The organism is Massilia eburnea (genome assembly GCF_050709955.1).
Lineage (GTDB): Bacteria > Pseudomonadota > Gammaproteobacteria > Burkholderiales > Burkholderiaceae_D > Rugamonas > Rugamonas eburnea_A.
This window is the reverse complement of record NZ_JBNZFX010000007.1, coordinates 1-21644: the sequence shown is the minus strand read 5'-3', so window position 1 is coordinate 21644 and position 21644 is coordinate 1. Positions and strand designations below refer to the sequence as shown.

Sequence of the window (21644 nt, the reverse complement as noted above, 5' to 3'; positions counted from 1 at the left end):
GCCGGAGCTGACCCCGACTTTTGTCTTTAAAGCAGGTTGGCTAAAGGTTTGATGACTTCGTCATCGGTCCAGTAGGCGGTGTGGGAGAGCGGGTTCCAGCTTTTGGTCATGAAGTCCAGGATACCTTGGCCGGCGTTGACTACGCGGTCTTCGACCAGCGTTTCGTAGCCGCCTTCCAGCGGTTGCAGCGGCCAGCCCAGTGCATCGTCGGGGTCGTACAGGTTGAGCCAGCGGAAGCCGGGATTGGGCTTGATGATCGGCTTGACGTCCATGCGCTGGTGGGCGGAGACGAATACCGGAATATTGCAGCCGGTGGTCACGAAGGAGCGCACCGTGCCGCATTGCAGGAACTTGCGCTGCTCGGCGCTCAGGCTGTCCGCCATGCGGCCGGGCTTCCAGATGCCGGCGGAGACCAGGCCGCCGCCGGCGCGTTTCTGCGCATCGTAGATAAAGCTGGACATGACCTGGCAACCGAGCGAGTGCGCCAGCAGCACGATCGGCGTGTCCGGTCCGCGGGTGGCGAGGATTGCCAGCAGGGCGCGGGCGATCTCCATCTGCGCCTGCTCGTAGACCGAGTTGTCATATTCCTTGCGGTTTTCCAGTCCCGCTGCATCGGCAAAGCCGAACAGGATGAATTTGCGCAGCTGCTCGTAGCGCACCGTGGCGCGTTCGCGCGTGCGGTTCCATACGTCCAGCTCATTGGGCTTGAGCAGGTGCTGGTAATACACGCTGTGCACATCGACGTTGGCAAACGCTGCACCCATGCGGTGCGACAGCGCGCGCCGCATATCGTCGGCATAGTCGAGCGGCTGCTCGCCCATGCCGTGGATCGTCAGGAGTGCGACCTTGGACATTACGCCGCTGCCTTGTCGGGAACGCCGCGGAAGCGGTAGCCGATGAACAGCACCAGCAGCCATACAGGGATCAGGTATACCGACATGCGCAGGCTTTCGGTCATGAACATGATCAGCAGGATGCCCGCCAGGAATGCCAGGCACAGGTAGTTGGTGAGCGGGTAGCCCCAGCTCTTGAAGCCGGTCTCGAGGCCGTCGGCTGTTTTCCGGGCGCGGAAGCGCAGGTGGATCCAGCTGATCATGCCCCAGTTGATCACCAGCGAGGAGACAACCAGCCCCATCAGGAAGCCGAACACTTTGCCCGGCATGAAGTAGTTCAGTACCACGCAGATGCCGGTGGCGAGGGCCGACACGCCCAGCGCTGCCAGCGGCACGCCGCGCTTGTTCACGCCCAGCAGGGCTTGCGGCGCATTGCCTTGCTTGGCCAGGCCGTACAGCATGCGGCTGTTGGAATACACGCCGCTGTTATAGACGGACAGTGCGGCGGTGAGTACCACGACATTCAATACGTTCGCCACCCAGTTGGCGTTCAAGGCGTGGAAGATCATCACGAACGGGCTGCCGCCGGTGACCACCTTCTGCCATGGGTAGAGCGACAGCAGCACGCCCAGCGCGCCGACATAGAAGATCAGGATACGGTAGATGGCCTGGTTGGTCGCTTTGGGAATGGTTTCGGACGGGTTGCTCGCTTCCGCGGCGGTGATGCCCACCAGTTCCAGGCCGCCGTAGGAGAACATGATGACGGCCATCGCCATCACCAGTCCCGACATGCCGTTCGGGAAGAAGCCGCCGTGCTGCCACAGGTTGGCCACGGACGCTTCCGGGCCGGCATTGCCGGACACCAGCAGGTAGCCGCCGTACACGATCATGCCCACCACCGCGACCACCTTGATGATGGCGAACCAGAACTCCATCTCGCCGTAAGCGCGCACATTGGCCAGGCTGACGGCGTTGATGATCAGGAAGAAGGCGAGGGCGCTGACCCAGGTCGGAATGCCGGGCCACCAGTATTGGACGTAAATGCCGACCGCCGTCAGTTCGGCCATGCTGACCAGCACGTACAGCACCCAGTAGTTCCAGCCCGACATGAAGCCCGCCATATGGCCGCAGTATTTGTCGGCAAAATAGCTGAAGGAGCCGGCCACCGGTTCATCGACCACCATCTCGCCCAACTGGCGCATGATGAGGAAGGCGATGAAGCCGGCCACTGCGTAGCCAAGCAGCACCGAAGGCCCGGCCAGCTTGATGGTGTCCGCAATGCCCATGAAAAGGCCCGTGCCGATGGCGCCGCCCAGCGCAATCAGCTGGATATGGCGGCTCTTCAGGCCCCGTTTCAGTTCTGTCATGTATGGCGTCCTGGTGTCGAAATAATCAAAGGCCCTGATTCTACCTCGTCGCAAGGCAACAATGTCTTTTTCGCACTGCCGCATTTAGGGAGAGCGCTCCTTGACCTAAATCAAATATTTTGTACCTGGCTTTGGATATGCTGCAAATATGCTCACACTTAAATTTCTTGGTGCCACCGGCACCGTCACCGGCTCGAAATACCTGTTGCGCCATGGCGACGAACAGGTACTGGTCGATTGCGGCCTGTTCCAGGGCTATAAGCAGCTTCGCCTGCGCAACTGGGAGACTTTTCCGGTGCCGCCGGAGGCCATCAGCAGCGTGGTGCTGACCCACGCCCACCTCGATCACAGCGGCTTTCTGCCGGTGCTGGTCAGTGCCGGATTCCGCGGCAAGGTGTATTGCACGGAGGCGACGCGCGACTTGTGCCATATCCTGCTGCCCGACAGCGGCCGCTTGCTGGAGGAGGAGGCGCTGTACGCGAATCGCCACAACTTCTCCAAGCATAAGCCGGCCTTGCCTTTGTATTCCGAAGCCGATGCCTTGCGCGCGCTGGAACACCTGGAAGTGGTGCCGGTCGGCCATGAGTTCTCACCCGCACCGGGCATGGTGGCGCGCTTCCAGCTGGCGGGGCATATCCTGGGCGCCGCTTCGGTTTCGTTGCGCTGCGGCGGCCGCACCGTGATGTTTTCCGGCGACCTGGGGCGGCCGAACGATCCGATCATGCGCCCGCCGACCGTGCTCGGCAAATGCGATTACCTGGTGGTGGAGTCGACTTACGGCGATCGCCGCCATGATGCATCCGACCCGAGCGGCAAGCTGGCGGAAGTCATCAGCAAGACCGCAGCGCGCGGCGGCGTGACGGTGATCCCATCGTTTGCAGTGGGCCGGGCGCAGGAGCTGCTGTATGAGATCTGGAAGCTCAAGCAGGCCGGCGCCATCCCGGCCGCCTTGCCGGTCTACCTGAATAGCCCGATGGCAGTGGACGCGACGCGGCTCTACATCAAGCACCAGGGCCAGCACCGCCTGGACGAGCGCAGCTGCGACGCCCTGGGCCACGTGGCGCACATCGTCAACAGCGTGGAAGAGTCGATGGCGCTGAACCGGCGCCGAACGCCGATGGTGATCATCGCCGCCAGCGGCATGGCCACCGGTGGCCGCGTGCTGCACCACCTGAAAGCCTTTGCCGGCGATTCGCGCAATACCATCCTGTTTGCCGGCTTCCAGGCGGCGGGCACGCGCGGGGCCCGTATGCTGGCAGGTGAAACTTCGGTCAAGATCCACGGCGAGTATTACCCGGTGCGGGCGCGTGTCGAGATGATCGGCAACCTGTCGGCCCACGCCGACGCGGACGAAATCCTGGGCTGGCTGTCGCATTCCTCGGCCACTCCTCGGCAGGTGTTTGTCACGCATGGCGAACCGGCGGCGGCCGATGCGCTGCGGCTTCGCATTTCGGAACAGCTTCAATGGCCGTGCCGGGTGCCGGATTATCTGGAAGAGGTGGTGCTCGAATAGGGGATGCCATGGCGGCCTTGCTGGAAGTCTCGCTTGCCGCAATGTGCGGCGCCTTGCTCGCCGCAGGGCTCACTGCATGGTCGATGTTTCGCCATGTGACAAGCATTTCCCGCTTGCTGCGCCAGCGCATGCGCAGCGCCGCTGCGCGCGAGCATCTGGTGGCCAAGGTATTCGATGCGACGTCGGAAGGCATCCTGGTGGTGAGCCGCGACATGCGCATCGTCGAAGCCAACCGCGCCTTTGCCGCGATGAGCGGCTATGCGCGTCACGAACTGGTGGGCCAGCATCCGCGCATCATGCAGTCCGGAAGGCAGGACCCGGACTTCTACAAGGCGATGTGGCAAGGCTTGCTGGGCACCGGCCAGTGGCAGGGCAAGGTGTGGGACAAGCGTTCCGACGGCAGCCTGTTCGCGGCCCACCTTACCCTGAGCGCGGTGCGCGATGAACATGGCAAGGTGCAGCACTATTTCGGCCTGTTCACCGACATCACGGACGAATGCACGCGCCAGGAGGAGATCGAAAAGATGGCCTTCATGGACCCGCTTACGCGCCTGCCGAACCGGCGCCTGATGGAAGACCGCCTGCAACAGGCGCTGGCTTTTGCCGCGCGCACCGAAAAGCTGGTTGCGGTGTGCGTGATGGACCTGGATGGCTTCAAGAACGTCAACGACACCTTCGGGCACGAGGCCGGCGATGCCGTGCTGGTGGAAGTGGCGGGACGCTTGCTGCAGGTGGTGCGGGCCAACGATACCGTGGCGCGCCTGGGCGGGGACGAATTCGTGCTGCTGCTGGCGGGCCTGAACGATGTCGGCGAGGCGGAGGAAATCCTTGAGCGCGCCCTGGCGGCAGTGCGGGCTCCGGTGCGGATGCCGGATGAGCAGCCGGCCCTGGTATCGGCCAGCATCGGGCTGGCGGTATTTCCCCATGACGCTCAACTGGCGGAAGACCTGCTGCGGCGCAGCGACGCGGCCATGTATGCCGCCAAACGGCAGGGGCGCGATCGCTGCAAGCGGGCGCAGGCCCGCTGTTGATCCTTACAGGCTTTCCTGCACGGTACGGCCGTTCAACGGTTGGATCGGACGGGCGTTATGCTTGTAGACATGGGCAAAGCGCTTCAACTGCGCATCCGACATTTCCACCGGCGTTTTCAGGACGAACCAGTTGACCTCCTCGCTGCATGGTGGAGTGGTCAGCGAACCTGCGAAGTTGTAATAGCCTTGGGCCGCCGGCAGCAGCTTGCCGATATCGATGTTCACTCCGGCCACTTCCTGGGCCGCGCCTTTTTCCTTCGGCAGGGCGTCCCACAGGGTCTGCACCAGCGGGTTCTCGGCGCCTTGCGGAACAGCACCGCTACCACGGCCAGCTTGCCTTCCGCGTTCTTGTGCACCAGGTGCGCCACCATTGGGTAGCTGCGGCCATTGATCTTTTCTTCGCTTGGCTTGTGGAAGTGGAATTGCAGCAGGTCGTAGCGCTTGCCGTCGATGGTGACGCCGCTGCCTGCCGCGTAGTTCACCTGGATGGTGTGGCCGTTGTCGAGGATCTTCAGCGGCGACGGGCTGTAGGCGAATTCCAGCGGCGGCAGCTTGGCCTTGCTGGTCTTGCGGATGTCGATCGGCGACTGGTTATGCCCCAGCTTGCAGGTGCTGAAGTCCTGTTCCAGCTTGGCCCAGTTCTGCGGGCCGGTGGCGCCATCATAGCTCCAATGCGCCGGCGCGTTTTCGGCGAAGGCGGCCGCAGGCAACAGGGCAGCGCAGAGCAGGAAGGAGAGGGTTCGTTTCACTGATTGGTCCTTTCAGGGTTGTTGGCCGCCAGTTCCAGGCGGCGCAGGAATTTTTCGGGTGGCTGGTAGCCGATTATTCGCGCTTGAGGGACTTCCTTGCCGGCGGCGTCGAACATGACGATGCCGGGCGGGCCAAAAAGGCTGAAGCGCTTCATCAGGGCGCGGTCTTCTTCGCTGTTGGCCGTGACATCGGCCTGCAGCAGGTGCATGTCCTGCATGGCGGCTTGCACGCGGGTGTCGGTGAAGGTAAGGCGTTCCATCTCCTTGCATGAGACGCACCAATCGGCGTAGAAGTCCAGCATGACGGGTTTCTTCGCACTGGCCAGTACCTGGTCAAGGTCGGCGACATTGCGTACGCGGGTGAAGCGGGGTTCGGCATCATGTGCCTGGCCCGCACCTGCGGCGGCAATAGTAGCACCGTTCCCGGCGCCGCGCAGGTGGGCCAGCGGTTGCAGGACATCGCGCCCCGAGCTGGCGGCGCCGACCAGTTCGAACAGGCCGCCGAGCAGCATCAGCAAGCCGAGCGCTTTCGCCGCGTAGGGGCCTGCGCCGGCACCTTGCGGGACGGCTTCGCCCACGCGCAGGAAGGCTGCGCACAGGATGGCGAAAGCGCCCCACAGTGCCATGCTGACGGTCACCGGCAGCACCGGGTTGACCATCCAGATGGCGACGGCGATCAGCAGGAGACCGAAGACTTTCTTTACATGGTTCATCCAGGCGCCGGCGCGCGGCAGCAGGCTGCCGGCGGAAAGGCCCGTCAGCAACAGCGGCACGCTCATGCCGCAGGCCATCGCAAACAGGGCGCCGGCGCCGATCAGGGCGTTGCCGGTCTGGCTGATGTACAGCAGGGCGCCGGCCAGTGGACCCGCGACACACGGCCCGACAATCAGTGCCGACACCGCGCCCATGGCAAACACAGCGGCCAGGCGGCCGCCGGATAAATTGCCGCTGGCGTTGCTGAGGCGCGTTTGCAGTGCGCTTGGCAGCTGCAGCTGGTAGACGTCGAACATCGACAGTGCCAGGGCGACCAGCAGCGCGCCGAAGGTGAGCAGGACCCACGGCTTTTGCAGCGCGCCGGCCAGGCCTTCACCCGCCAGGCCTGCGGCGACGCCAAGCGAGGTGTAGACCAGCGCCATGCCCAGGCTGTACGCGGCGGCAAGCAACAGCCCGCGCTTGCGCGTCACCTGCGCCTGGCCGACGATGATGGAGGACAGGATCGGCACCATCGGCAGTACGCAAGGCGTGAACGACAGCAGCAAGCCGAACGCCAGGAACGCCACGCCGATCCGCCACGCGCTGCCGCTTTGCAGCGTACGCTGTGCCAGGGAAGTGTCGTCTTCCGCCACGTCGCTTGCCGCCGCCATGGGAAGCTCTGTCAGCGTGCCCGGCCGCGCCGGATCGATACGGTAGCGGCGTTCAACCGGTGGGTAGCACAGTCCCGCGTCCGCGCACCCCTGATATCCGACAGTCAACGTGCCGCCTGTCCGTCCCTGCCAAGGCAGCTGCAAGGCCAATGCATCCGCATAAGTCTCCATCTCCTTACCAAAATTCTCGTCGTACTTGCGCTTGCCCGCCGGCAGCAACACCGGCAGTACCGCCCATCGCTGCGCACGGTGATGCGATCGCGATACAGATGGTACTCCTGCGCGATGGTCCAGTGCAGCGCGAGCTGGCCATCGGTACGCAACTCCGCGCGCAGGCCAAATGCCCGCTCCGGCGCCAGGAAATCGTCCGCCAGGGCTGTCCCGCCCAGGGCGGAAGCCAACAGCACCGCCGCCAGCCATTGAATCAGGAACTTCATATTCATCTCCGAAAAATTCGCCCATCCTGGTCGATCGCCAGGAAGGAAAAGCCAGACTGCTCCAGGAAATCCAGTCCATCCCGCTCCAGCAACATGGCCGTGGTGCTGCAACTGCCGGCTGCGATGGCCATCGGGGCCACCACGCTCACCGAACGCCAATACGACACCGGCATGCCATTGCGCGGATCGAGGATGTGGCAATAGCGCCGCCCATCCGCCTCAAAAAAACGCTCATAGTCGCCACTGGTTGCCAGCGCACCCCGGCTAAGCGGTACGCTGGCAAGCGTGGCCTGGGTATCGCGCGGATGCTGGATCCCGATGTTCCACTCCTCCCCATCCGGCCGCGGGCCCAGGAAACGCATGTCGCCCCCCAGGTTCACATAACCATGCCGCACGCCCTGCAAAGCGAGGAGCTCCGCTGCGCGGTCAACCGCATACTCCTTGCCGAACCCGCCGAAATCGAGCTCCATGCCAGCCTGGGCAAGCATCACGCTGGCGCCGTCGCGCTGCACCTGCTGCCAGCCGACCAGCGGCAACCACCGCTCCAACGCTTGCGCTGAAGGCACGCTACCTATGCGGAAGTCCCACACCTTGCGCAGCACGCCGGAGGTGATGTCGAAACGCCCGCCGCTGCTGCGATACACAGCGTCTGCATACTCCAGCAGCGCCAGGGTCTCTTCATCGCAGGCGACCGCGCACGCGCCGGCCGCCGCATTGATGCGGCTCACGATACTGTCGGCGCGATAGCGCGAGTATTTGGCTTCGATCCGCCGCACTTCCCGCAGCGCGGGCTCGGGCCAGTGCCCGGGCTTCGGCGCCAGATGCGGCAGCCAGCCGGATCTCGCAGCGGCTGGCCATCGCCTGGAAGTCGACCGTGAAGACCGGGCTTACCACTGCCGTGTCACTCCGATTTGCAGGCTGAGCGCGCGCATGGACGCCAGCCCCGGGCTGCCGCTGCCAAACAGGCGCCATGCGCCGCGCTGCTCGTAGCGTTCGACCTTGAAGTCGACAGCCCAGTCCCGGTTGAGCTGCTTCGCCAGCTTCACGCCCAGCGTGACCGCGCCGAAACCTGACAGGCGCTGGTCGGCGGAACTGGCTTGCGCACTGGCGAACACGTAACCGGGCGGGAAGGGCGCGCCCAGCTGGCTGTCATACACCGGATCGAATAGAAATCGGCAGCACGCTGGGTGTACAGCCGCGCGGCAGGCGTGACAGTCCAGCCATCGCCCAGGCCCTGCACCCATTCCGCACCAAGCGTATGGGCGCTGATGCCGTAACTGTCGCGGTAATAGCGGTAAATCAGCCTGCTGCTGGCACCCTGCGCGACGAAGCGGTGGTTCCACTGCAGCAGGGCGGTGTCCTGCCGCCGCGTATCGGGCCGCTGGTCGGCCAGCTTGTACGGGTCGGAGTAATAACCATGTCCCTGGGTGTGGGTCAGCGTGAACTGGGCGATGTCGACCGGCGTCAGTACCCGCGTTACGCCAGCCAGCAGGCTCACGGTCTGCCGCCCCGCATCCAGCACCGCACGGTGACCGGATTGATGCTGTCATCCGATCCGCCAAGTCCGAAGTTCCAGGTGGTGTTCTTGTCCTCGCTGGCAAGGGATGCCTGCAGCGACAGCGCGCGCGACACATAGTCATGCTCGGTCGAATAGGCGGCCGACACGCTGACGGTGCCGCGCGGCAGGTAGCGCGTGACGGTGACGTCGCCCGCCTTGCGCAAGTCGTCCATGCGCGAAGCGCCGGAGACTGCCGTGTGATAGCGCGGCGAAGCACCCGACACGTCATCCACCGTGGCGCTGGCAGCCACCGACCATTCCCCGGCGATCGGCGCCAGCACCGACAGCGCCGGCGCATGCACGCGGACCCGGTCCAGGCCCGGCTGGTCCTCCTTGTAATACAAGTATTTCACGCCGATGCTGCCCCGTTCCGGCGGCGTCTCGGCGTGCACGGTGCCGATCCCCGGCAGCAGCATGGCCGCCGCCAGCAAGGCCTGGCCGAGCGGCACGCCGTTGTGTGGTTTGTTATCCATGGTGATCCTTGTCAGTTGCAGCCGCATCCGCCGCCGCCCACGGCGCTGCCGCCGGACGCCGCTTCCTTGCTGGTGTAAATATGTTCATTGAAGCGCGTCTCCAGCCGTCGCCCTGCATCAGCATGTCGCTGCGCGCCAGTTCGCCTTTGTCCCAAGGCTGCACCGGTTTCAGTGCGCAGCCGGACAGGCCGGCCAGCACCGCGCAAATCGCAAGCAGGCGCGCGCTCATTGCCGTACTCCCAGCGCCGTCTTGATACGCGCTTCCAGCACGGTGCGGTCGGCGGGGCGGAAGCCGCTGTGTTCATACAGCACTTTCCCGTCGGGCCCGATCAGCACGCTGCTGGGCATGCCTTTCACGCCGTAGTTGCGCGGCGCGGAGCCGTTCGGGTCGAAGGCGATCACGAAGCTGGCTGGCGTCGCGCTCAGGAATTTGCGTGCGTCGTCGGTCCTGGCATCGACGTTGATGCCGACCACCTGCAGGCCTTGGCCGCCGTAGCGGGCCTGCATCTCGTTCATCCATGGGAAGGATTGGCGGCAAGGGCCGCACCACGACGCCCAGAAGTCGATATACACCAGCTTGCCCTGGTACTGTTCCAGCTTGACGGTTCCGCTTGGGCCGCTCAGCGAAAGGCGGGCGCGGCCTGCCCTGGTTCCAGCGCCATGGCCTGGCCGGCCACCATGAATGCGGCGGCGGCCAGCACGCGCGCCTGGCGACGGCGCCACAGCAGCACCGCGGCGGCCAGCACCGCCAGCACGGCAAGCATCGGGTCGTTGCCGCCGTTGATCGACGAGCAACCGCCGCCGCCATGGTTTTGCGTCGCGCCGGCGGGCCTTGCGTCGGTCGAACCCTGGCCACTGAGGGCGGCCTGCCAGCTTGCGCCGCTTGCCTGCAAGGTGGCGGTGCCGCTTGCGCTGCCGGCTGCCGGCGGGGCAAAGCGCACCGGCAGCTCGCAGGAAGCGCCGGCTTGCAATGTCAGCGGGAAGGCGGCGCAGGCATTGGCTTCGCTGCTTGCCACGGCGAACGGGCCGCTGAAGCTGACGCTGTTCAGCACCAGTGCGGCGGAGCCGGTGTTCGACAAGGTGAAGCGCTTGACCAGGCCGGCGCCGCCTGCGGCAGTGCTGCCGAAGTCGAAAGCTTGCGGTGTCAGGCTAAGCGTGGGCATCGGCGCCGGTACAGCGCTGGCATTGCCATTCAGCCGCACGGTGAACTGGGCGCCGCCATCGGTCACCAGCAGCATGTCGGCATTGCGCGCGCCGGCTGCTGTCGGTTTGAAGGCAGCGTCAATCGCGCAGCTTGCACCGGGGCTCAGCGTCGTGTCGGCAGCACAAGTGCCAGCCAGTGCAAAGTCGGCGGGATTGCTGCCGCCAAGAACCAGCGAAGCGATCTTCAAGGCGCCGGTGCCGCTATTGGACAGCGTATTGCGCTGTACCGGCGATTGCTGGCCGACCTGGGTATCGGCGAAGGCCACTGGCCCGCCGCTGCTGAGCGCGGGACGCGCCACGGGCGAAGTGGTGCCGGAGCCGGTGACTGCCACCGACAGGTTCGGCCGCGTTGGAGCGCACCAAGTAGAGTTCCCGCCACGTCGCCTGGCGCCGCCGGTGCGAACGCCAGCGCCACCGTGCAGCTGGCGCCAACGGCCAGGCTGCTGCCGCAACTGCCGCCATTCGCGCCCGAGATGCCTGGCGCGCCGCTGACGGCAATGCTGCTGAACGCCAGCGCCACATTGCCGCTGTTGTTTCAGCGTGACTTGCTGCGCGAGCGGTGCCGCACACAATGGTCCACAGGCCGAAAGCGACAGCGCCGGGAGTGGCGCTGATGGCCGGCGCAGGGCTAGCCGCATTGCCTGCAATCGCGACCAACAACGTTCGCATTGCTGGCGTTCGATGCGAGATTCAGGCTGGCCGCAAACCCGCCTGCCGAAGTGGGAAAGGCCTGCACTACCACGGTGCAGTTGGCGCCGGCTGCCAGCGGTGTTCCGGGTCCGCGCAGGTTCCGCCCAGCGTGAAGTAGCCGGCCTGGGCGCCGCTGACCGCTATCGCAGAGAAGGGTCAAGGCGGCCTGGCCGCTATTGGTCAGCGTCAGCGTGCGCTGGGACGGCGCGTTGATCAGCAGCGCAGCAAAATCAAGCGCGCTGGCCGACAGCGACAACGTGGCTTGCGGCACGGCGTTGCCGGTGCCGGACAGGGCGACGCTGCTGGAGCCGCCGGTCGCGTTGTGGTTGATGGTCAGCGCAGCGCTGCGGGCGCCACTTGCGCTCGGGTGGAATAGCAGCTGCACAGTACAAGTGGGCACCAGCTGCCAGGGCCGAACCCGGCGCGCAGCTACCGCCGGACAGCCGGAAGTCGCCGCCATGGCTGCCGCCAAGCGCGATGCTGCCGATGTTCAACGCCGCCGAGCCGGTGTTGGAAAGGCGTGGTGGCCAGCGCGCCGCTATCCTGGCCCACGGTGGCGCCGCCAAACGACAAGCTGGCCGGCGCCACCGATGCAGCCGGAGCCGCGGTCACGTTCGGGTTGCCGATGAAGGCTGCCAGGTCGGCGATCTCCGCCGAGCTGAATTTGCCGTTGTAGAGGGCGCCCATGCCGCCTTTGTTGGCGGCAAATGCGGCGCTGATCACTGACGGGTTGTTGGCTGCGGCCAGGATGTTGCTGACGTTATTCGCTGGCGATGCGCTGTGGCAGGCGGCGCAGGTGGTGCCGCCGGACGTGGGACCGTTCAGGTAAAGGCTTTTGCCGTTCAGGGCATCGGCAGCCTGCGCGAAATGCGCAGCCTGCGCCAGGCCGAATGCCAGCAAAGCCCAAAGTCGCTGATGTTTTCATTGCTGCTCCCGTGGTTGGTGAGTTGTTCAGGCACACATCGACAGGGCCCAGGCATTGCATGCACTGTGCAGCAAGGCACACAGGCGCCAGTCGCGCCAGCGCTGGTAGGGCCAGGGCCTAACGCCAGTCCCGGGCCGAACACCAGCGCCGCCGCCGGCGCGCCGGAACCCAGGTGCAGCGCGCTGAAGGCCCGCGGCACTGGCAAGCACTGCCACCGTGCCGCTGGCGCGTGGCCAAGCAGCCAGGCATGCAACCCGGCGCGCACCACCCATTCCTCCAGCAAGGGCGCCAGCAGCAGCAGGCGCAGCACGGCAGCCAGGTCGGGCGAGAGCAGGGCGGGGCCGCAGACGGCAGTAGTAGCGAACACAGGTGCTGGACATTCTGTCAATGTTGTTACGGTCAATACCTGCGCACGCAAAAATGGTTTCAAAATCGGGTGGCGAAATATTTTTGAAGATTCTTTGAACCTTTTTGCGCCGGCTGTGTATTCACCGGCGTAAACAGGAGAAAAGCAGGGGAAAAGTGCATGCGTTTTGGCAGGAGGGGCGGGAGTGACAGGGGACGCGGATGAAGGTGAACTGGTGCGGCTGGTGGGCGGGCGGCGACCGCCTGGCCTTCCAGGCCCTGTATCGCGCCTATTTCCCGCGCCTGGCCCGTTTCCTGGACCGCATGACGCGCAACGTGCCGCTGCTGGAGGAGGTCGTCAACGACACCATGCTGGTGGTGTGGCAGAAGGGCGGGCCAGCTACGACGGGCAGCAGCAAAGTCTCGACCTGGATCTTCGGCATCGCCTACCGCCATGGCCCTGAAGGCTCTGCGCGGCCTCGACGAGCCGCAGGAAGAGCCGCCCGATGTCGCCGGCGAAGAATGGGCACGAGCCTGAGCACGCGCTGGCTGCGCTGCAGTTGCAGCGCGGCGTCGGGCCGCGCGCTGGACGCCTTGCCGCTGGAACAGCGCGCCGTCGTGGCACTGACCTTATTACCACGGCATGGCCTACCAGGAGATCGCGGAAACCATGGGCTGCCCGGTAAATACCGTGAAGACGCGCATGTTCCATGCTCGCCTGCGCTTGAAGGACATGTTGTCCGACCATTTGGAAGAATTGAGATGAACATGCAAGACCCATCGAACGTTGCGGAGCACCAGGACATGCAGGCACTGCTGCCCTGGTATGCCGCCGGCTCGCTGGCCGACAGCGAGGCTGAGCGCGTGCAGCGACATCTGCGCGACTGTCCCGGGTGCCGCGCCGAACTGGCCTGGCAGCGCCGCCTGATCGAAACGGCAGCACCGTTGCCGGCCGCACTGGACCAGGAACGCGCGCTGGCGCGCCTGATGGCGCGGCTCGGCGAGGCGCCGCTCGCTGTGGCCAAGCCGTCCCGCTTCGGCGCGGCCATGCTGGACTGGTTGCGCGGCCCTGGCGACCTGGAAAGGCTGGGCCATTGCGGCGCAGGCGCTGGTGATCGTCGTGCTGGCCGCCAGGATGCTGCCGGCCGCTGCTCCTCCCGAGTACCAAGCGCTCGGCAGCGCCCCTGCTGCGACGCCCGATGTGCTGGTGGTGTTCAAGCCGGATGCCGGCGTGCAGGACGTGCAGCGCCTCCTGAAAACCTCCGGCGCGCAGCTGGTCGGGGGGCCGACTGCCAGCGGCGCCTGGCTGCTGGATGTTGACGCGGGGCGGCGCTCCGCCGTGCTGGCGGCACTGCGCGCCGATCCCGCAGTTGCATTGGCCGAAGCGCTGGCAGCGGAGGGCAAGCAGTGATCCGTTGGGCCGCAATGACGCTGTGCTTGCTGTTCGCGCTGGCCGGAGTGTCGTGCGCGCAAGCTGCGCCGCCCGCTGCCCCTTCCCACGAGATCCTGGTCATGCTGCACCTGCCTGCGCCGCATTTCCGGGCGGACGGCTACAGCGGCGCAAGCTATCGCGATGACGCCCGGCCGGCAGGCGCGCCAGCGCATCGCTGCCGCCACTGGCGCGTGAGCACGGCTTGCAGATGATGGAAGACTGGGCGATGCCGGCGCTGAACGTGGACTGCTTACCGCATGCGCCTGGCCGCCGGACAGGATCCGGCTGCGGTGCTGGCCGCACTGTCCCGCGACAGCCGCGTCGCCTGGGCGCAGGGCGATCCAGGACTTCACCGCACAAGGAGGCGCCGGGGCATCGGGCCCGTCCGGCGACCCGCTGTACCGGGTGCAGCCGGCAGCGGTGCCCTGGCAGCTGGAGCAGGTGCGCAAGTCCGCCACCGGCCGCAAGGTGCTGGTGGCCGTGATCGACAGCGGTATCGAAACCACCCACCCTGACCTGGCAGGACAGGTGACGGTGCAGGGAAAACTTCGTTGACGGGACAAACCTACGTGGCCGAAGAACACGGCACGGGCGGTCGCCGGCGTCATTGCCGCGCGCGCCGATAACGGCATCGGCAATCGCCGGCATTGCGCCGGAAAGCGCGCCTGATGGCCTTGCGCGCCTGCTGGCAAACGGGACCGCGGCACGCACTGCAACAGCTTCACGCTGGCCAAGGCGCTCAACTACGCCTTGCTGCACAATGCGCAAGTCATCAACCTTAGCCTGTCCGGTTCCGCCGGACCGCCTGCTGCAGCAGCTGGTCGGGGTGGCGCAGGCGCGCGGTATCCGGGGTGGTCGGGGGCAAGCGACCCGTCCCGCAGCGACGGCGGTTTCCCGGCCAACAGCCCCGGCGTATTCGCCGTCGCCGCCGACGATGCGGCGCGCCATGGCGCCCAATGCCTGCTGGCACCGGGACGCGACATCCCGACCCACCATGCCCGGCGGCGCGCTGGGGCATGGTTTCCGGCTCGTCCTACGCCGCCGCGCATGTGAGCGGCATGCTGGCCCTGATCGGCGAAATCAAGCCGCAGCTAAGCGCGCAGCGGCCTGCATGAAGGCATCGTACGCAGCAGCGGCCCCCGCACCGTTGACGGGGATAGATCTTTGCGCCACCATCATGCGCCATTACCGGTAAATGTTCCTGCGCATGCCCCAACCCTTCCTCCGACAGCCTGGCACGTTCGCCCTGACCGGGCTGGCCTGCATCTTTGCAGCGAGCGGCGCAGGCACAGGTGAGCGGCAGCGCCGGCATGGTATCGGACTATATGTACCGCGGCATCTCCCTCAGCTCCGGCAAGCCGGCGGCGCGGCTTTCGCTCGATGTCGATGGCGCCCATGGCTGGTTTGCCGGCGGCCAGCTGGTCAGCGGCCAGTTGGCGCCGCAAATCGCACCGGAATGCGCAGTGGCTGGGTTACGCCGGTTATGCCGCGCGCCTGCAGTCCGGCTTGTCCTGGGGAAACCGGCCTTTCGGCGTATGCCTTCCATGGCGCGCCGGGACTGGAATTTTCGCGAGGTTTTCGTCGGCCTGTCCCTTCGAAAACTACTCGGCGCGCCTGCATTACTCGCCCGACTATCTCGGCTTTCGTGAGCGCACGGTGTATGCTGAAGTGAACGGCGGGGCAGCCCTGGCGGCCGGCTGGCGCTACTTCTGGCGCGGCGGCTACCTGGCTGCGCCCGGCAATGCGGCCACCAACCGCGCCGAAGGGCGCTTCGGCATCGCGACAGGCCTCGATGGCTGGCAATTGCAGCTTTCCCTGGATGCGGCGCGCTTGCGCAGGCAAGCCTCCAGCCCGGGCTACGGCAGCTCCGCCGGCTCAGCGTCCAGCAAGCTGCACGGCAAACTGGTGCTCGGTCTGGCGCGCAGCTTCTGAACTTGATCCAGGTCATTCCCGGTGCCGGGGCGATCGCTTAGGCTGGGCGAAAGGAGTGATCATGGGATATGCACTACGTGCCAGGCGGCTTGGCATCGACACTTACCAGCAGCCGGTTGCCCTATATGCGGCGCGATTGCAAGGTATGCCTTGCCGAAGGCTTTGAAGCGCAATCGCGCATTGAGCTGCAATGCGGCGCGCAAACCGTCGCCGCCACGCTGAACGTGGTCGATGGCGACCTGCTGGACGAACAGGATATCGGCCTGTCCGAGGCGGCCTGGGAAGCGCTGGCTGCGGTGCCGGGCGTGGCAATCAGCGTGCGCCACCCGGCGCCACTGGCGTCCTTCGCTGCGGTACGCGGGCAAGATTCACGGCCGGCCGCTGGACGACGCGGCGGCGCAGGCGATCGTTGCCGATATCGCCGGCGGCCGCTATCCGGACATCCACCTCTCCAGCTTCATCACAGCCTGCTCCGGCAACCGCCTCGACCTGGCTGAGACCATCGCCTTGACGCGCGCCATGGCCGCCGTCGGCCAAAGCATGCACTGGCCATCGCAAGTGGTGGTGGACAAGCACTGCGTCGGCGGCCTGCCGGGCAACCGCACCACGCTGCTGGTGGTGCCGATCGTTGCCGCCTGCGGCATGACCATGCCCAAGACTTCCTCGCGCGCCATCACTTCGCCCGCCGGCACGGCCGATACCATGGAAACCCTGGCGCCGGTGGCGATCGGCATCGATGCCATGCGCCGCGTGGTGCAGCAGGAAGGGCGGCTGCATCGTGTGGGGGCGGCAGCGTGACCCTGAGCCCGGCGGACGATGTGCTGATTCGCGTCGAGCGCCCGCTGGAACTCGATAGCGATGGCTTGCTGGTGGCCTCGGTGCTGTCGAAGAAGCTGGCGGCCGGCGCCAGCCATGTGCTGATCGACATTCCCGTCGGACGCACCGCCAAGGTGCGCTCCGAGCTGGCCGCGCGCCAACTGGCTGCGCGCCTGGAGGGTGCCGGCCAGGCGCTGGGGGATGGCGGTCAGGGTGCGTCCTGAGCGACGGCAGCCAGCCGGTAGGCGTCGGCATCGGGCCGGCGCTGGAAGCAATGGACGTGCTGGCGGTGCTGCAAGGCGCGCCCGGCGCGCCGCAGGACTTGCGCCAGCGCGCGCTGGCGCTGGCCGCCGGAGTGCTGGAACTGGGCGGCCCGCGCGGCAACCCGGCGAGGGCATGGCGCTCGCCGCACAGACCCTGGACTCAGGCGCCGCATGGTCGAAGTTCCAGGCCATCTGCGCAGCACAGGGCGGCCTGCGCCAGCCACCGGTTGCGGCCTGCACCCAGGTGCTGGAAGCGCGCCATGCGGGGCCGCGTGGTCGGCATCGACAACCGCAAGCTGGCGACGCTTGCCAAGCTGGCCGGTGCCCCGCGTGCCGCAGCGGCCGGCGTGCGCTTCTTCGCGCCGCTGGGCAGCAAGCTCGCAGTCGGTCAGCCTATCCTGTCGATTCATGCGGACACGCCAGGCGAGCTGGCCTACGCGCTGGAATACGCCGAGGCCCAGAGTAACCTTGTCACGGTGGGAAGACGCAATGAGCAGGATTCTGGTGATCCAGGGGCCATCCCGATCCCGCGGGCGGGCACTTGTGCCATGCGCTGGCCGAGGCCTATGTCGACGCCGCCGCGCGCGCCGCAGGCCACCAGGCGCAGGTCGTCACGCCTGCGGCGCTGGAATTTCCTTTGCTGGCCAATGCCCATGAATGGGAGGAGGGGAGCGGTGCCGCCGGCGCTGGCGCCGGTGCAGCGCGCCATCGCCGATGCCCAGCATATCGTCATCTTCTATCCTCTCTGGCTGGGCGACATGCCGGCATGCCTGAAAGGCTTCCTGGAGCAGGTGGCGCGACCGGGTTTCGCGCTGTCGCGCGAGGCGAAGAACCCCTTGCATGCCGGTTTGCTGGCCGGCCGCAGCGCACGCGTGGTAGTGACGATGGGGATGCCGGGCGCTGTTCTATCGCTGGTACTTCTGCGCGCACAGCCTGAAATCGCTGGAGCGCAATATCCTGAACTTCGTCCGGCATTGCCCCCGGTGCGAAAGACCCTGGTCGGCGGCGCGGGCAAGATGGATGCCTTGGCGGTGGCAGCGTGGCGCCAACGCATGCAGGGTGCTGGGCGCCAAGGGGGATCTGAAGCTAGCGGCGCGGCGTGTCGTTGCGGGCCTGGATCGCGCGGTTCAGGCGTTCCATCGTCCTCAGCCGGCACGTCGCGGCTGCAGACGATGTGGCGTTTCAAGCCCGGCGGCATGTCGGCGAAATCGATCAGCACCAGCGCTTGCAGTTCCGGGAATTTAAGGCGCAGGTAATTCCAGTCTTCGCGGTCGACGAACAGGTAATCGGCCGCGGCCAAAGGCAACCATGCGGAACATGGACGCGGTTTTCCACCGTGCGGCGCATGATGTTTGTTCTTGGCTGGCGGCAATCCGGGCGTCAAGTTCCGGCCCATAGGAAACGCCATCGATCACGCCCAGCGTCAGCGACTTGTCGGATAGCAGGGCCTTCAGGTCCGGGTGCGACCTGACGCGGGCCGCCACGGCCGGCACTGGCCAGCACGGCATGCGGCAAGTCCGCATGCAGCGGGAACCGAAAACTGCGCCACTGCTTCGCGCTCGGGCAGGCGCAGGTACCAGCTGATGGAACAGTAATTCGGCGTGCCGTGGCTGAAGTTGGCCCAGATGCGCTTTTGCGGCTCATTGACGAATACGGCAGGCACGCCGGCTGCGGCAAATACCTGCCTGGCGCGATCCAGCATGAAGCCTTTCGCGACCTTGTTCTCATCCAGGTAATAGTAGGGTGGTTTATCGCGCCAGGCCACGGTCAACGGCGCTTGCGCCAGCGCGCTTGCCGTGCTTCCTGCCGCAATCATCCCGATGAAATATTTCTGCCACATGCAGCCATTATAATAGGAGCAAGCCCGCAGAAAGGAGTAGCACGATGTTCAGCCGTCCCCCACGTAGCACCCCCGCATGTTTGACGATCCTTCCGCAGCACTGGCCCAGGTCCGGGCAATTTACGATGACAGTATCCGCTTCCTGCGCGAATCGCTGCAGCGCTTTGTCGAAGGCGAGACGCCGGCCGAGCGTCGTGCGCGCCTGCTACCCGTACGTGCGGGTGCAGACCGAGACCGTTGCGCGCGCCGATTCGCGCCTGTCGTACGGCTTTTGTCGCCGGCCCCCGGCGCCTTCGAGACCACGTTGACGCGGCCCCGACCTGTTCGAGGGTTATTACACCGAACAATTCCGCCTGCTGCTGACAAACCATGGCCAGCAGCAGATGCAGCTCGAAGTGGGGCTGAGCTCGCAGCCGATCCCGATCCACTTCTCCTTCGCCGAGCACGATCATATCGAGGGCAGCCTGAGCGCCGAGCGCCGCATGCTGATGCGCGATGTATTCGACCTGCCCAACCTGGCTGCCATGGACGACGGCATTGCCAACGGCACTTTCGAAGCAGCGCCGGGGCGAAGCGCAGCCGCTGTCGCTGTTTACCGCACCGCGCGTCGATTATTCGCTGCAGCGCCTGCGCCACTACAACCGGCACCTCACCCGAACACTTCCAGAACTTCGTGATGTTCACGAACTACCAGTTCTACATCGACGAATTCGTGCGCCTTGGCCATGAGCTGATGGCCAGCCCGGACAACGACGGTTACGTAGCCCTTCGTCGAACCGGGCAATATCGGTTACGCGCCGGGTCGGCCACGCCATGCAGCCCGGCGACGACCTGGGCGCCGCACCGCCACGCCTGCCGCAGATGCCTGGCTACCAACCTGGTGCGCGCCGATGGCAGCCGGCCATCAGCATGGTGAACATCGGCGTCGGCCCGGCCAATGCCAAGACGGCCCACCGACCATATCGCTGGTGCTGCGCCCGCATGCCTGGCTGATGCTGGGCCACTGCGCCGGCTTGCGCAACACGCAGCAACTGGGCGACTACGTGCTGGCCCACGGCTACGTGCGCGAAGACCATGTGCTGGATGAGGGACCTGCCGCTATGGGGTGCCGATTCCGGCGCTGGCCGAAGTGCAGGTGGCGATCGAATCGGCGGTGGCCGAAGTCACGCAACTGGGCGGGCATGACCTGAAGCGCGTGCTGCGCACCGGCACCGGTGGCCAGCACCGATAACCGCAACTGGGGAGCTGCTGCCGCAGCGTACCCCGGAGCGCCGTTTTCAGCCAGAGCCGCGCCGTGGCCCTGGATATGGAAAGCGCCCACCATCGCTGCCAAACGGCTTCCGCTTCCGCGTCCCGTACGGCACTTTGCTATGCGTCCAGCGACAAGCCGCTGCACGGCGAGATCAAGCTGCCCGGCATGGCCAACCAGTTCTACCGCGACCGGGTCGACCAGCACCTGCGCATCGGCATCCGCGCGCTGGAACTGCTGCGCGGCCTCGGCTCGGACAAGCTGCACAGCCGCAAGCTGCGCAGCTTCGCCGAGGTCGCCTTCCAGTAATGTCCCACCTTGGGGTCAGGAACAAAAAGTGGACATTTTCATTCCAGAAAATGTCCACAATCGTTCCTGACCCCGAAGTGGACATTCAGGCTTTGCGCTCGGCCAGGTGGCGTACCAGGTAAAGGCCGATGATGTCGACGATGGTGTGGGCGATCATCACGGCCGGCAAGCCGACGTAGTCGAACCCCAGGCCGAACAGCACGCTCATGCCGAATACGCCGCCGGCTTGCCACAGGGCGGCGCGGTCGAAGCGGCGGAAGTCGTAGGCGCCGAGTGTGCACCAGCAGGAACAGCAGGCTGGCGCCCCAGATGCCCACCAGCGGCTGCAGCGCGGCGCGGAACAGCAATTCTTCCGAGATGCCGGCCGCAAGCGATATCCAGAATGGATTCCAGCCACTGAGGTCGAGCCGCGCGTAGCTGGCCGCCGTGCGCTGCACCGCTTCGGAATCGGGCTTGCGCAGCGTGGTCAGGGCCGACATGCCGCCGGCAGCCAGGCCCAAGGCGATGCCTGCCAGGCCTTGCTGCCACCATGGCAAGCCTGCCTGCAGCAGGCCCGCCAACGGCACTTGCCGGAGCAGGAGGATGGCAATGGCGATAGCCGCCAGCACGGCGCAACTCGATAGCTGCGTGCGGCAGGGGGATCTTCAGATCATGCTTTCGAAAATGATCTTCCACTCGCTGCCTTCGCGCGCCCAGTATTGGCGCTTGCGTTGGGTGGAGCGGCTCTTGCCGATCTTCGATTCAAGGGTGAATGTGCTGACCAGCATGTCGTCGCGGCTCGGGTAGCGGAAGATGGTCACTTCGCTGAGCGACACGCTGAGTCCATTCACGCTGGCCAGCGGGCGCATGTCTTTCTCGTACCAGGTCTTCAGGTCTTCACCATTGGCCGATTTGAACTTGCCCGAATAGTTTTTCAGCAGCCGCTTGCTGTCGGCGCTGACCAGGTCCGCGCGCCACGACTCGACCAGGCGATTGGCGGTGAAGCGTTCGTTTTCCCACTTGGCCTTGCTGATGAATTCCTGGTGGTCGGCGATCACCACCGGGGTCTTGCCGATATCCACCGTGCCTTCCAGCTTGCGCAAGTCGTCATTGGTCAGCACCACGCATCCGTCGGACGCCAGGGGCGGGCGGCTGTAGTTGTCGGCCGGCGTGCCATGCAGGAAGATGCCGCCGCCGCTGCGTCCATTCAGGCGGTCCCACTCGTTCGGATAGTTGATGCGCAGCGCGCTGGCGCCGTAAAAGTCCGGCAGCTTGGCGCCGGCGACGCGGCCGGTAATGTAGTACACGCCAAGCGGGGTTTTCTGGTCGCCTTCAC

Annotated in this window: 28 protein-coding genes and 2 pseudogenes; 11 read left to right on the top strand and 19 right to left on the bottom strand. The window is 65.8% G+C overall.

Translation table 11 applies throughout. The features are described from left to right. Positions 1-26: 26 nt before the first annotated feature. Both ACQ4MM_RS06275 and ACQ4MM_RS06270 read right to left on the bottom strand, forming a co-directional pair. Positions 27-854 carry a hypothetical protein gene (locus ACQ4MM_RS06275; RefSeq protein ID WP_431476582.1) on the bottom strand — a complete coding sequence of 276 codons (828 nt, stop codon included), beginning with the start codon at positions 852-854 and terminating at the stop codon, positions 27-29. Next, complete coding sequence (locus ACQ4MM_RS06270) at positions 854-2200, bottom strand: amino acid permease (protein WP_431476581.1); 1347 nt, start codon at positions 2198-2200, stop codon at positions 854-856. The genes ACQ4MM_RS06275 and ACQ4MM_RS06270 overlap by 1 nt, the downstream gene beginning before the upstream one ends. A gap of 148 nt (positions 2201-2348) precedes the next feature. Here ACQ4MM_RS06270 and ACQ4MM_RS06265 point away from each other — a divergent pair, with 148 nt between their 5' ends. Both ACQ4MM_RS06265 and ACQ4MM_RS06260 read left to right on the top strand, forming a co-directional pair. Beyond that, complete coding sequence (locus ACQ4MM_RS06265; RefSeq protein ID WP_431476580.1) at positions 2349-3713, top strand: MBL fold metallo-hydrolase RNA specificity domain-containing protein; 1365 nt, start codon at positions 2349-2351, stop codon at positions 3711-3713. A gap of 8 nt (positions 3714-3721) precedes the next feature. Next, positions 3722-4744 carry a diguanylate cyclase domain-containing protein gene (locus ACQ4MM_RS06260; RefSeq protein ID WP_431476579.1) on the top strand — a complete coding sequence of 341 codons (1023 nt, stop codon included), beginning with the start codon at positions 3722-3724 and terminating at the stop codon, positions 4742-4744. Positions 4745-4747: 3 nt separating this feature from the next. On the opposite strand, the gene ACQ4MM_RS06255 is transcribed toward ACQ4MM_RS06260, so the two are convergent. The 14 genes from ACQ4MM_RS06255 to ACQ4MM_RS06190 form a co-directional block, all read right to left on the bottom strand. Then, on the bottom strand, positions 4748-5029 hold the full coding sequence (locus ACQ4MM_RS06255; protein ID WP_431476578.1) for a carbonic anhydrase family protein: 282 nt from the start codon (positions 5027-5029) through the stop codon (positions 4748-4750). Next, positions 4966-5493, bottom strand: a complete 528-nt coding sequence (locus ACQ4MM_RS06250) for a carbonic anhydrase (protein WP_431476577.1) — start codon at positions 5491-5493, stop codon at positions 4966-4968. The genes ACQ4MM_RS06255 and ACQ4MM_RS06250 overlap by 64 nt, the downstream gene beginning before the upstream one ends. After that, positions 5490-7079: a protein-disulfide reductase DsbD gene (dsbD, locus tag ACQ4MM_RS06245; protein ID WP_431476576.1), complete on the bottom strand. Its 1590-nt coding sequence runs from the start codon at positions 7077-7079 to the stop codon at positions 5490-5492. The genes ACQ4MM_RS06250 and dsbD overlap by 4 nt, the downstream gene beginning before the upstream one ends. Further along, the gene (locus ACQ4MM_RS06240) at positions 6962-7294 is read right to left on the bottom strand and encodes a protein-disulfide reductase DsbD domain-containing protein (protein ID WP_431476575.1); all 333 of its coding nucleotides are present in this window, start codon (positions 7292-7294) and stop codon (positions 6962-6964) included. The genes dsbD and ACQ4MM_RS06240 overlap by 118 nt, the downstream gene beginning before the upstream one ends. Before the next feature lie 2 nt (positions 7295-7296). Next, positions 7297-8070 (bottom strand): FAD:protein FMN transferase, encoded by a 774-nt coding sequence (locus ACQ4MM_RS06235; RefSeq protein WP_431476574.1) that lies wholly within the window; start codon positions 8068-8070, stop codon positions 7297-7299. Positions 8071-8181: 111 nt separating this feature from the next. Then, positions 8182-8409, bottom strand: a complete 228-nt coding sequence (locus ACQ4MM_RS06230; protein ID WP_431476573.1) for a DUF3570 domain-containing protein — start codon at positions 8407-8409, stop codon at positions 8182-8184. Next, entirely contained in the window at positions 8337-8792 is a 456-nt protein-coding gene (locus tag ACQ4MM_RS06225) for a DUF3570 domain-containing protein (protein ID WP_431476572.1), read from the bottom strand. Before ACQ4MM_RS06225 ends, ACQ4MM_RS06230 begins: the two co-directional genes overlap by 73 nt. Further along, positions 8789-9325 carry a DUF3570 domain-containing protein gene (locus ACQ4MM_RS06220; RefSeq protein ID WP_431476571.1) on the bottom strand — a complete coding sequence of 179 codons (537 nt, stop codon included), beginning with the start codon at positions 9323-9325 and terminating at the stop codon, positions 8789-8791. Before ACQ4MM_RS06220 ends, ACQ4MM_RS06225 begins: the two co-directional genes overlap by 4 nt. A gap of 11 nt (positions 9326-9336) precedes the next feature. Then, complete coding sequence (locus ACQ4MM_RS06215; RefSeq protein ID WP_431476570.1) at positions 9337-9630, bottom strand: DUF4266 domain-containing protein; 294 nt, start codon at positions 9628-9630, stop codon at positions 9337-9339. Further along, a complete protein-coding gene (locus tag ACQ4MM_RS06210) occupies positions 9551-9898 on the bottom strand; it encodes a TlpA family protein disulfide reductase (protein ID WP_431476569.1) in 348 nt (115 codons plus the stop codon). The genes ACQ4MM_RS06215 and ACQ4MM_RS06210 overlap by 80 nt, the downstream gene beginning before the upstream one ends. Positions 9899-9945: 47 nt before the next feature. Continuing rightward, the gene (locus tag ACQ4MM_RS06205) at positions 9946-10860 is read right to left on the bottom strand and encodes a choice-of-anchor D domain-containing protein (RefSeq protein ID WP_431476568.1); all 915 of its coding nucleotides are present in this window, start codon (positions 10858-10860) and stop codon (positions 9946-9948) included. Positions 10861-11156: 296 nt separating this feature from the next. Further along, the gene (locus ACQ4MM_RS06200; RefSeq protein WP_431476567.1) at positions 11157-11678 is read right to left on the bottom strand and encodes a choice-of-anchor D domain-containing protein; all 522 of its coding nucleotides are present in this window, start codon (positions 11676-11678) and stop codon (positions 11157-11159) included. Then, complete coding sequence (locus tag ACQ4MM_RS06195; RefSeq protein ID WP_431476566.1) at positions 11648-12118, bottom strand: c-type cytochrome; 471 nt, start codon at positions 12116-12118, stop codon at positions 11648-11650. The genes ACQ4MM_RS06200 and ACQ4MM_RS06195 overlap by 31 nt, the downstream gene beginning before the upstream one ends. Continuing rightward, a complete protein-coding gene (locus ACQ4MM_RS06190; protein WP_431476565.1) occupies positions 12061-12510 on the bottom strand; it encodes a CPBP family glutamic-type intramembrane protease in 450 nt (149 codons plus the stop codon). Before ACQ4MM_RS06190 ends, ACQ4MM_RS06195 begins: the two co-directional genes overlap by 58 nt. Before the next feature lie 200 nt (positions 12511-12710). Here ACQ4MM_RS06190 and ACQ4MM_RS06185 point away from each other — a divergent pair, with 200 nt between their 5' ends. The 7 genes and pseudogenes from ACQ4MM_RS06185 (at position 12711) to ACQ4MM_RS06155 (ending at position 18187) form a co-directional block, all read left to right on the top strand. Beyond that, a complete protein-coding gene (locus tag ACQ4MM_RS06185) occupies positions 12711-13808 on the top strand; it encodes a zf-HC2 domain-containing protein (protein ID WP_431476564.1) in 1098 nt (365 codons plus the stop codon). Positions 13809-13895: 87 nt separating this feature from the next. Further along, positions 13896-14132 (top strand): hypothetical protein, encoded by a 237-nt coding sequence (locus tag ACQ4MM_RS06180; RefSeq protein ID WP_431476563.1) that lies wholly within the window; start codon positions 13896-13898, stop codon positions 14130-14132. Positions 14133-14340: 208 nt separating this feature from the next. After that, positions 14341-14475, top strand: a complete 135-nt coding sequence (locus tag ACQ4MM_RS06175; protein ID WP_431476562.1) for a S8 family serine peptidase — start codon at positions 14341-14343, stop codon at positions 14473-14475. Positions 14476-14876: 401 nt separating this feature from the next. Then, positions 14877-15035 carry a S8 family serine peptidase gene (locus ACQ4MM_RS06170; RefSeq protein WP_431476561.1) on the top strand — a complete coding sequence of 53 codons (159 nt, stop codon included), beginning with the start codon at positions 14877-14879 and terminating at the stop codon, positions 15033-15035. A 280-nt stretch (positions 15036-15315) separates the two neighbouring features. Next, the gene (locus ACQ4MM_RS06165) at positions 15316-15852 is read left to right on the top strand and encodes a hypothetical protein (RefSeq protein ID WP_431476642.1); all 537 of its coding nucleotides are present in this window, start codon (positions 15316-15318) and stop codon (positions 15850-15852) included. A 61-nt stretch (positions 15853-15913) separates the two neighbouring features. Then, positions 15914-17410 (top strand): annotated as a pseudogene (locus tag ACQ4MM_RS06160) (thymidine phosphorylase family protein); the annotation flags it as partial. A gap of 69 nt (positions 17411-17479) precedes the next feature. Beyond that, entirely contained in the window at positions 17480-18187 is a 708-nt protein-coding gene (locus ACQ4MM_RS06155) for an NAD(P)H-dependent oxidoreductase (protein WP_431476638.1), read from the top strand. A gap of 194 nt (positions 18188-18381) precedes the next feature. On the opposite strand, the gene ACQ4MM_RS06150 is transcribed toward ACQ4MM_RS06155, so the two are convergent. Continuing rightward, positions 18382-18771 carry a hypothetical protein gene (locus ACQ4MM_RS06150; RefSeq protein WP_431476560.1) on the bottom strand — a complete coding sequence of 130 codons (390 nt, stop codon included), beginning with the start codon at positions 18769-18771 and terminating at the stop codon, positions 18382-18384. A gap of 76 nt (positions 18772-18847) precedes the next feature. On the opposite strand from ACQ4MM_RS06150, the pseudogene ACQ4MM_RS06145 reads away from it, so the two are divergent. Further along, a pseudogene (locus tag ACQ4MM_RS06145) lies at positions 18848-20329 on the top strand (AMP nucleosidase). Positions 20330-20414: 85 nt separating this feature from the next. Here ACQ4MM_RS06145 and ACQ4MM_RS06140 read toward each other — a convergent pair. Further along, positions 20415-20537: a hypothetical protein gene (locus ACQ4MM_RS06140; protein WP_431476559.1), complete on the bottom strand. Its 123-nt coding sequence runs from the start codon at positions 20535-20537 to the stop codon at positions 20415-20417. A gap of 67 nt (positions 20538-20604) precedes the next feature. Between ACQ4MM_RS06140 and ACQ4MM_RS06135 the strand changes: the two genes are divergently transcribed. Further along, positions 20605-20952 (top strand): hypothetical protein, encoded by a 348-nt coding sequence (locus ACQ4MM_RS06135; protein WP_431476558.1) that lies wholly within the window; start codon positions 20605-20607, stop codon positions 20950-20952. A gap of 21 nt (positions 20953-20973) precedes the next feature. On the opposite strand, the gene ACQ4MM_RS06130 is transcribed toward ACQ4MM_RS06135, so the two are convergent. Further along, positions 20974-21644 (bottom strand): L,D-transpeptidase family protein (locus ACQ4MM_RS06130; protein WP_431476557.1); only part of this gene is annotated, 671 nt, incomplete at its 5' end.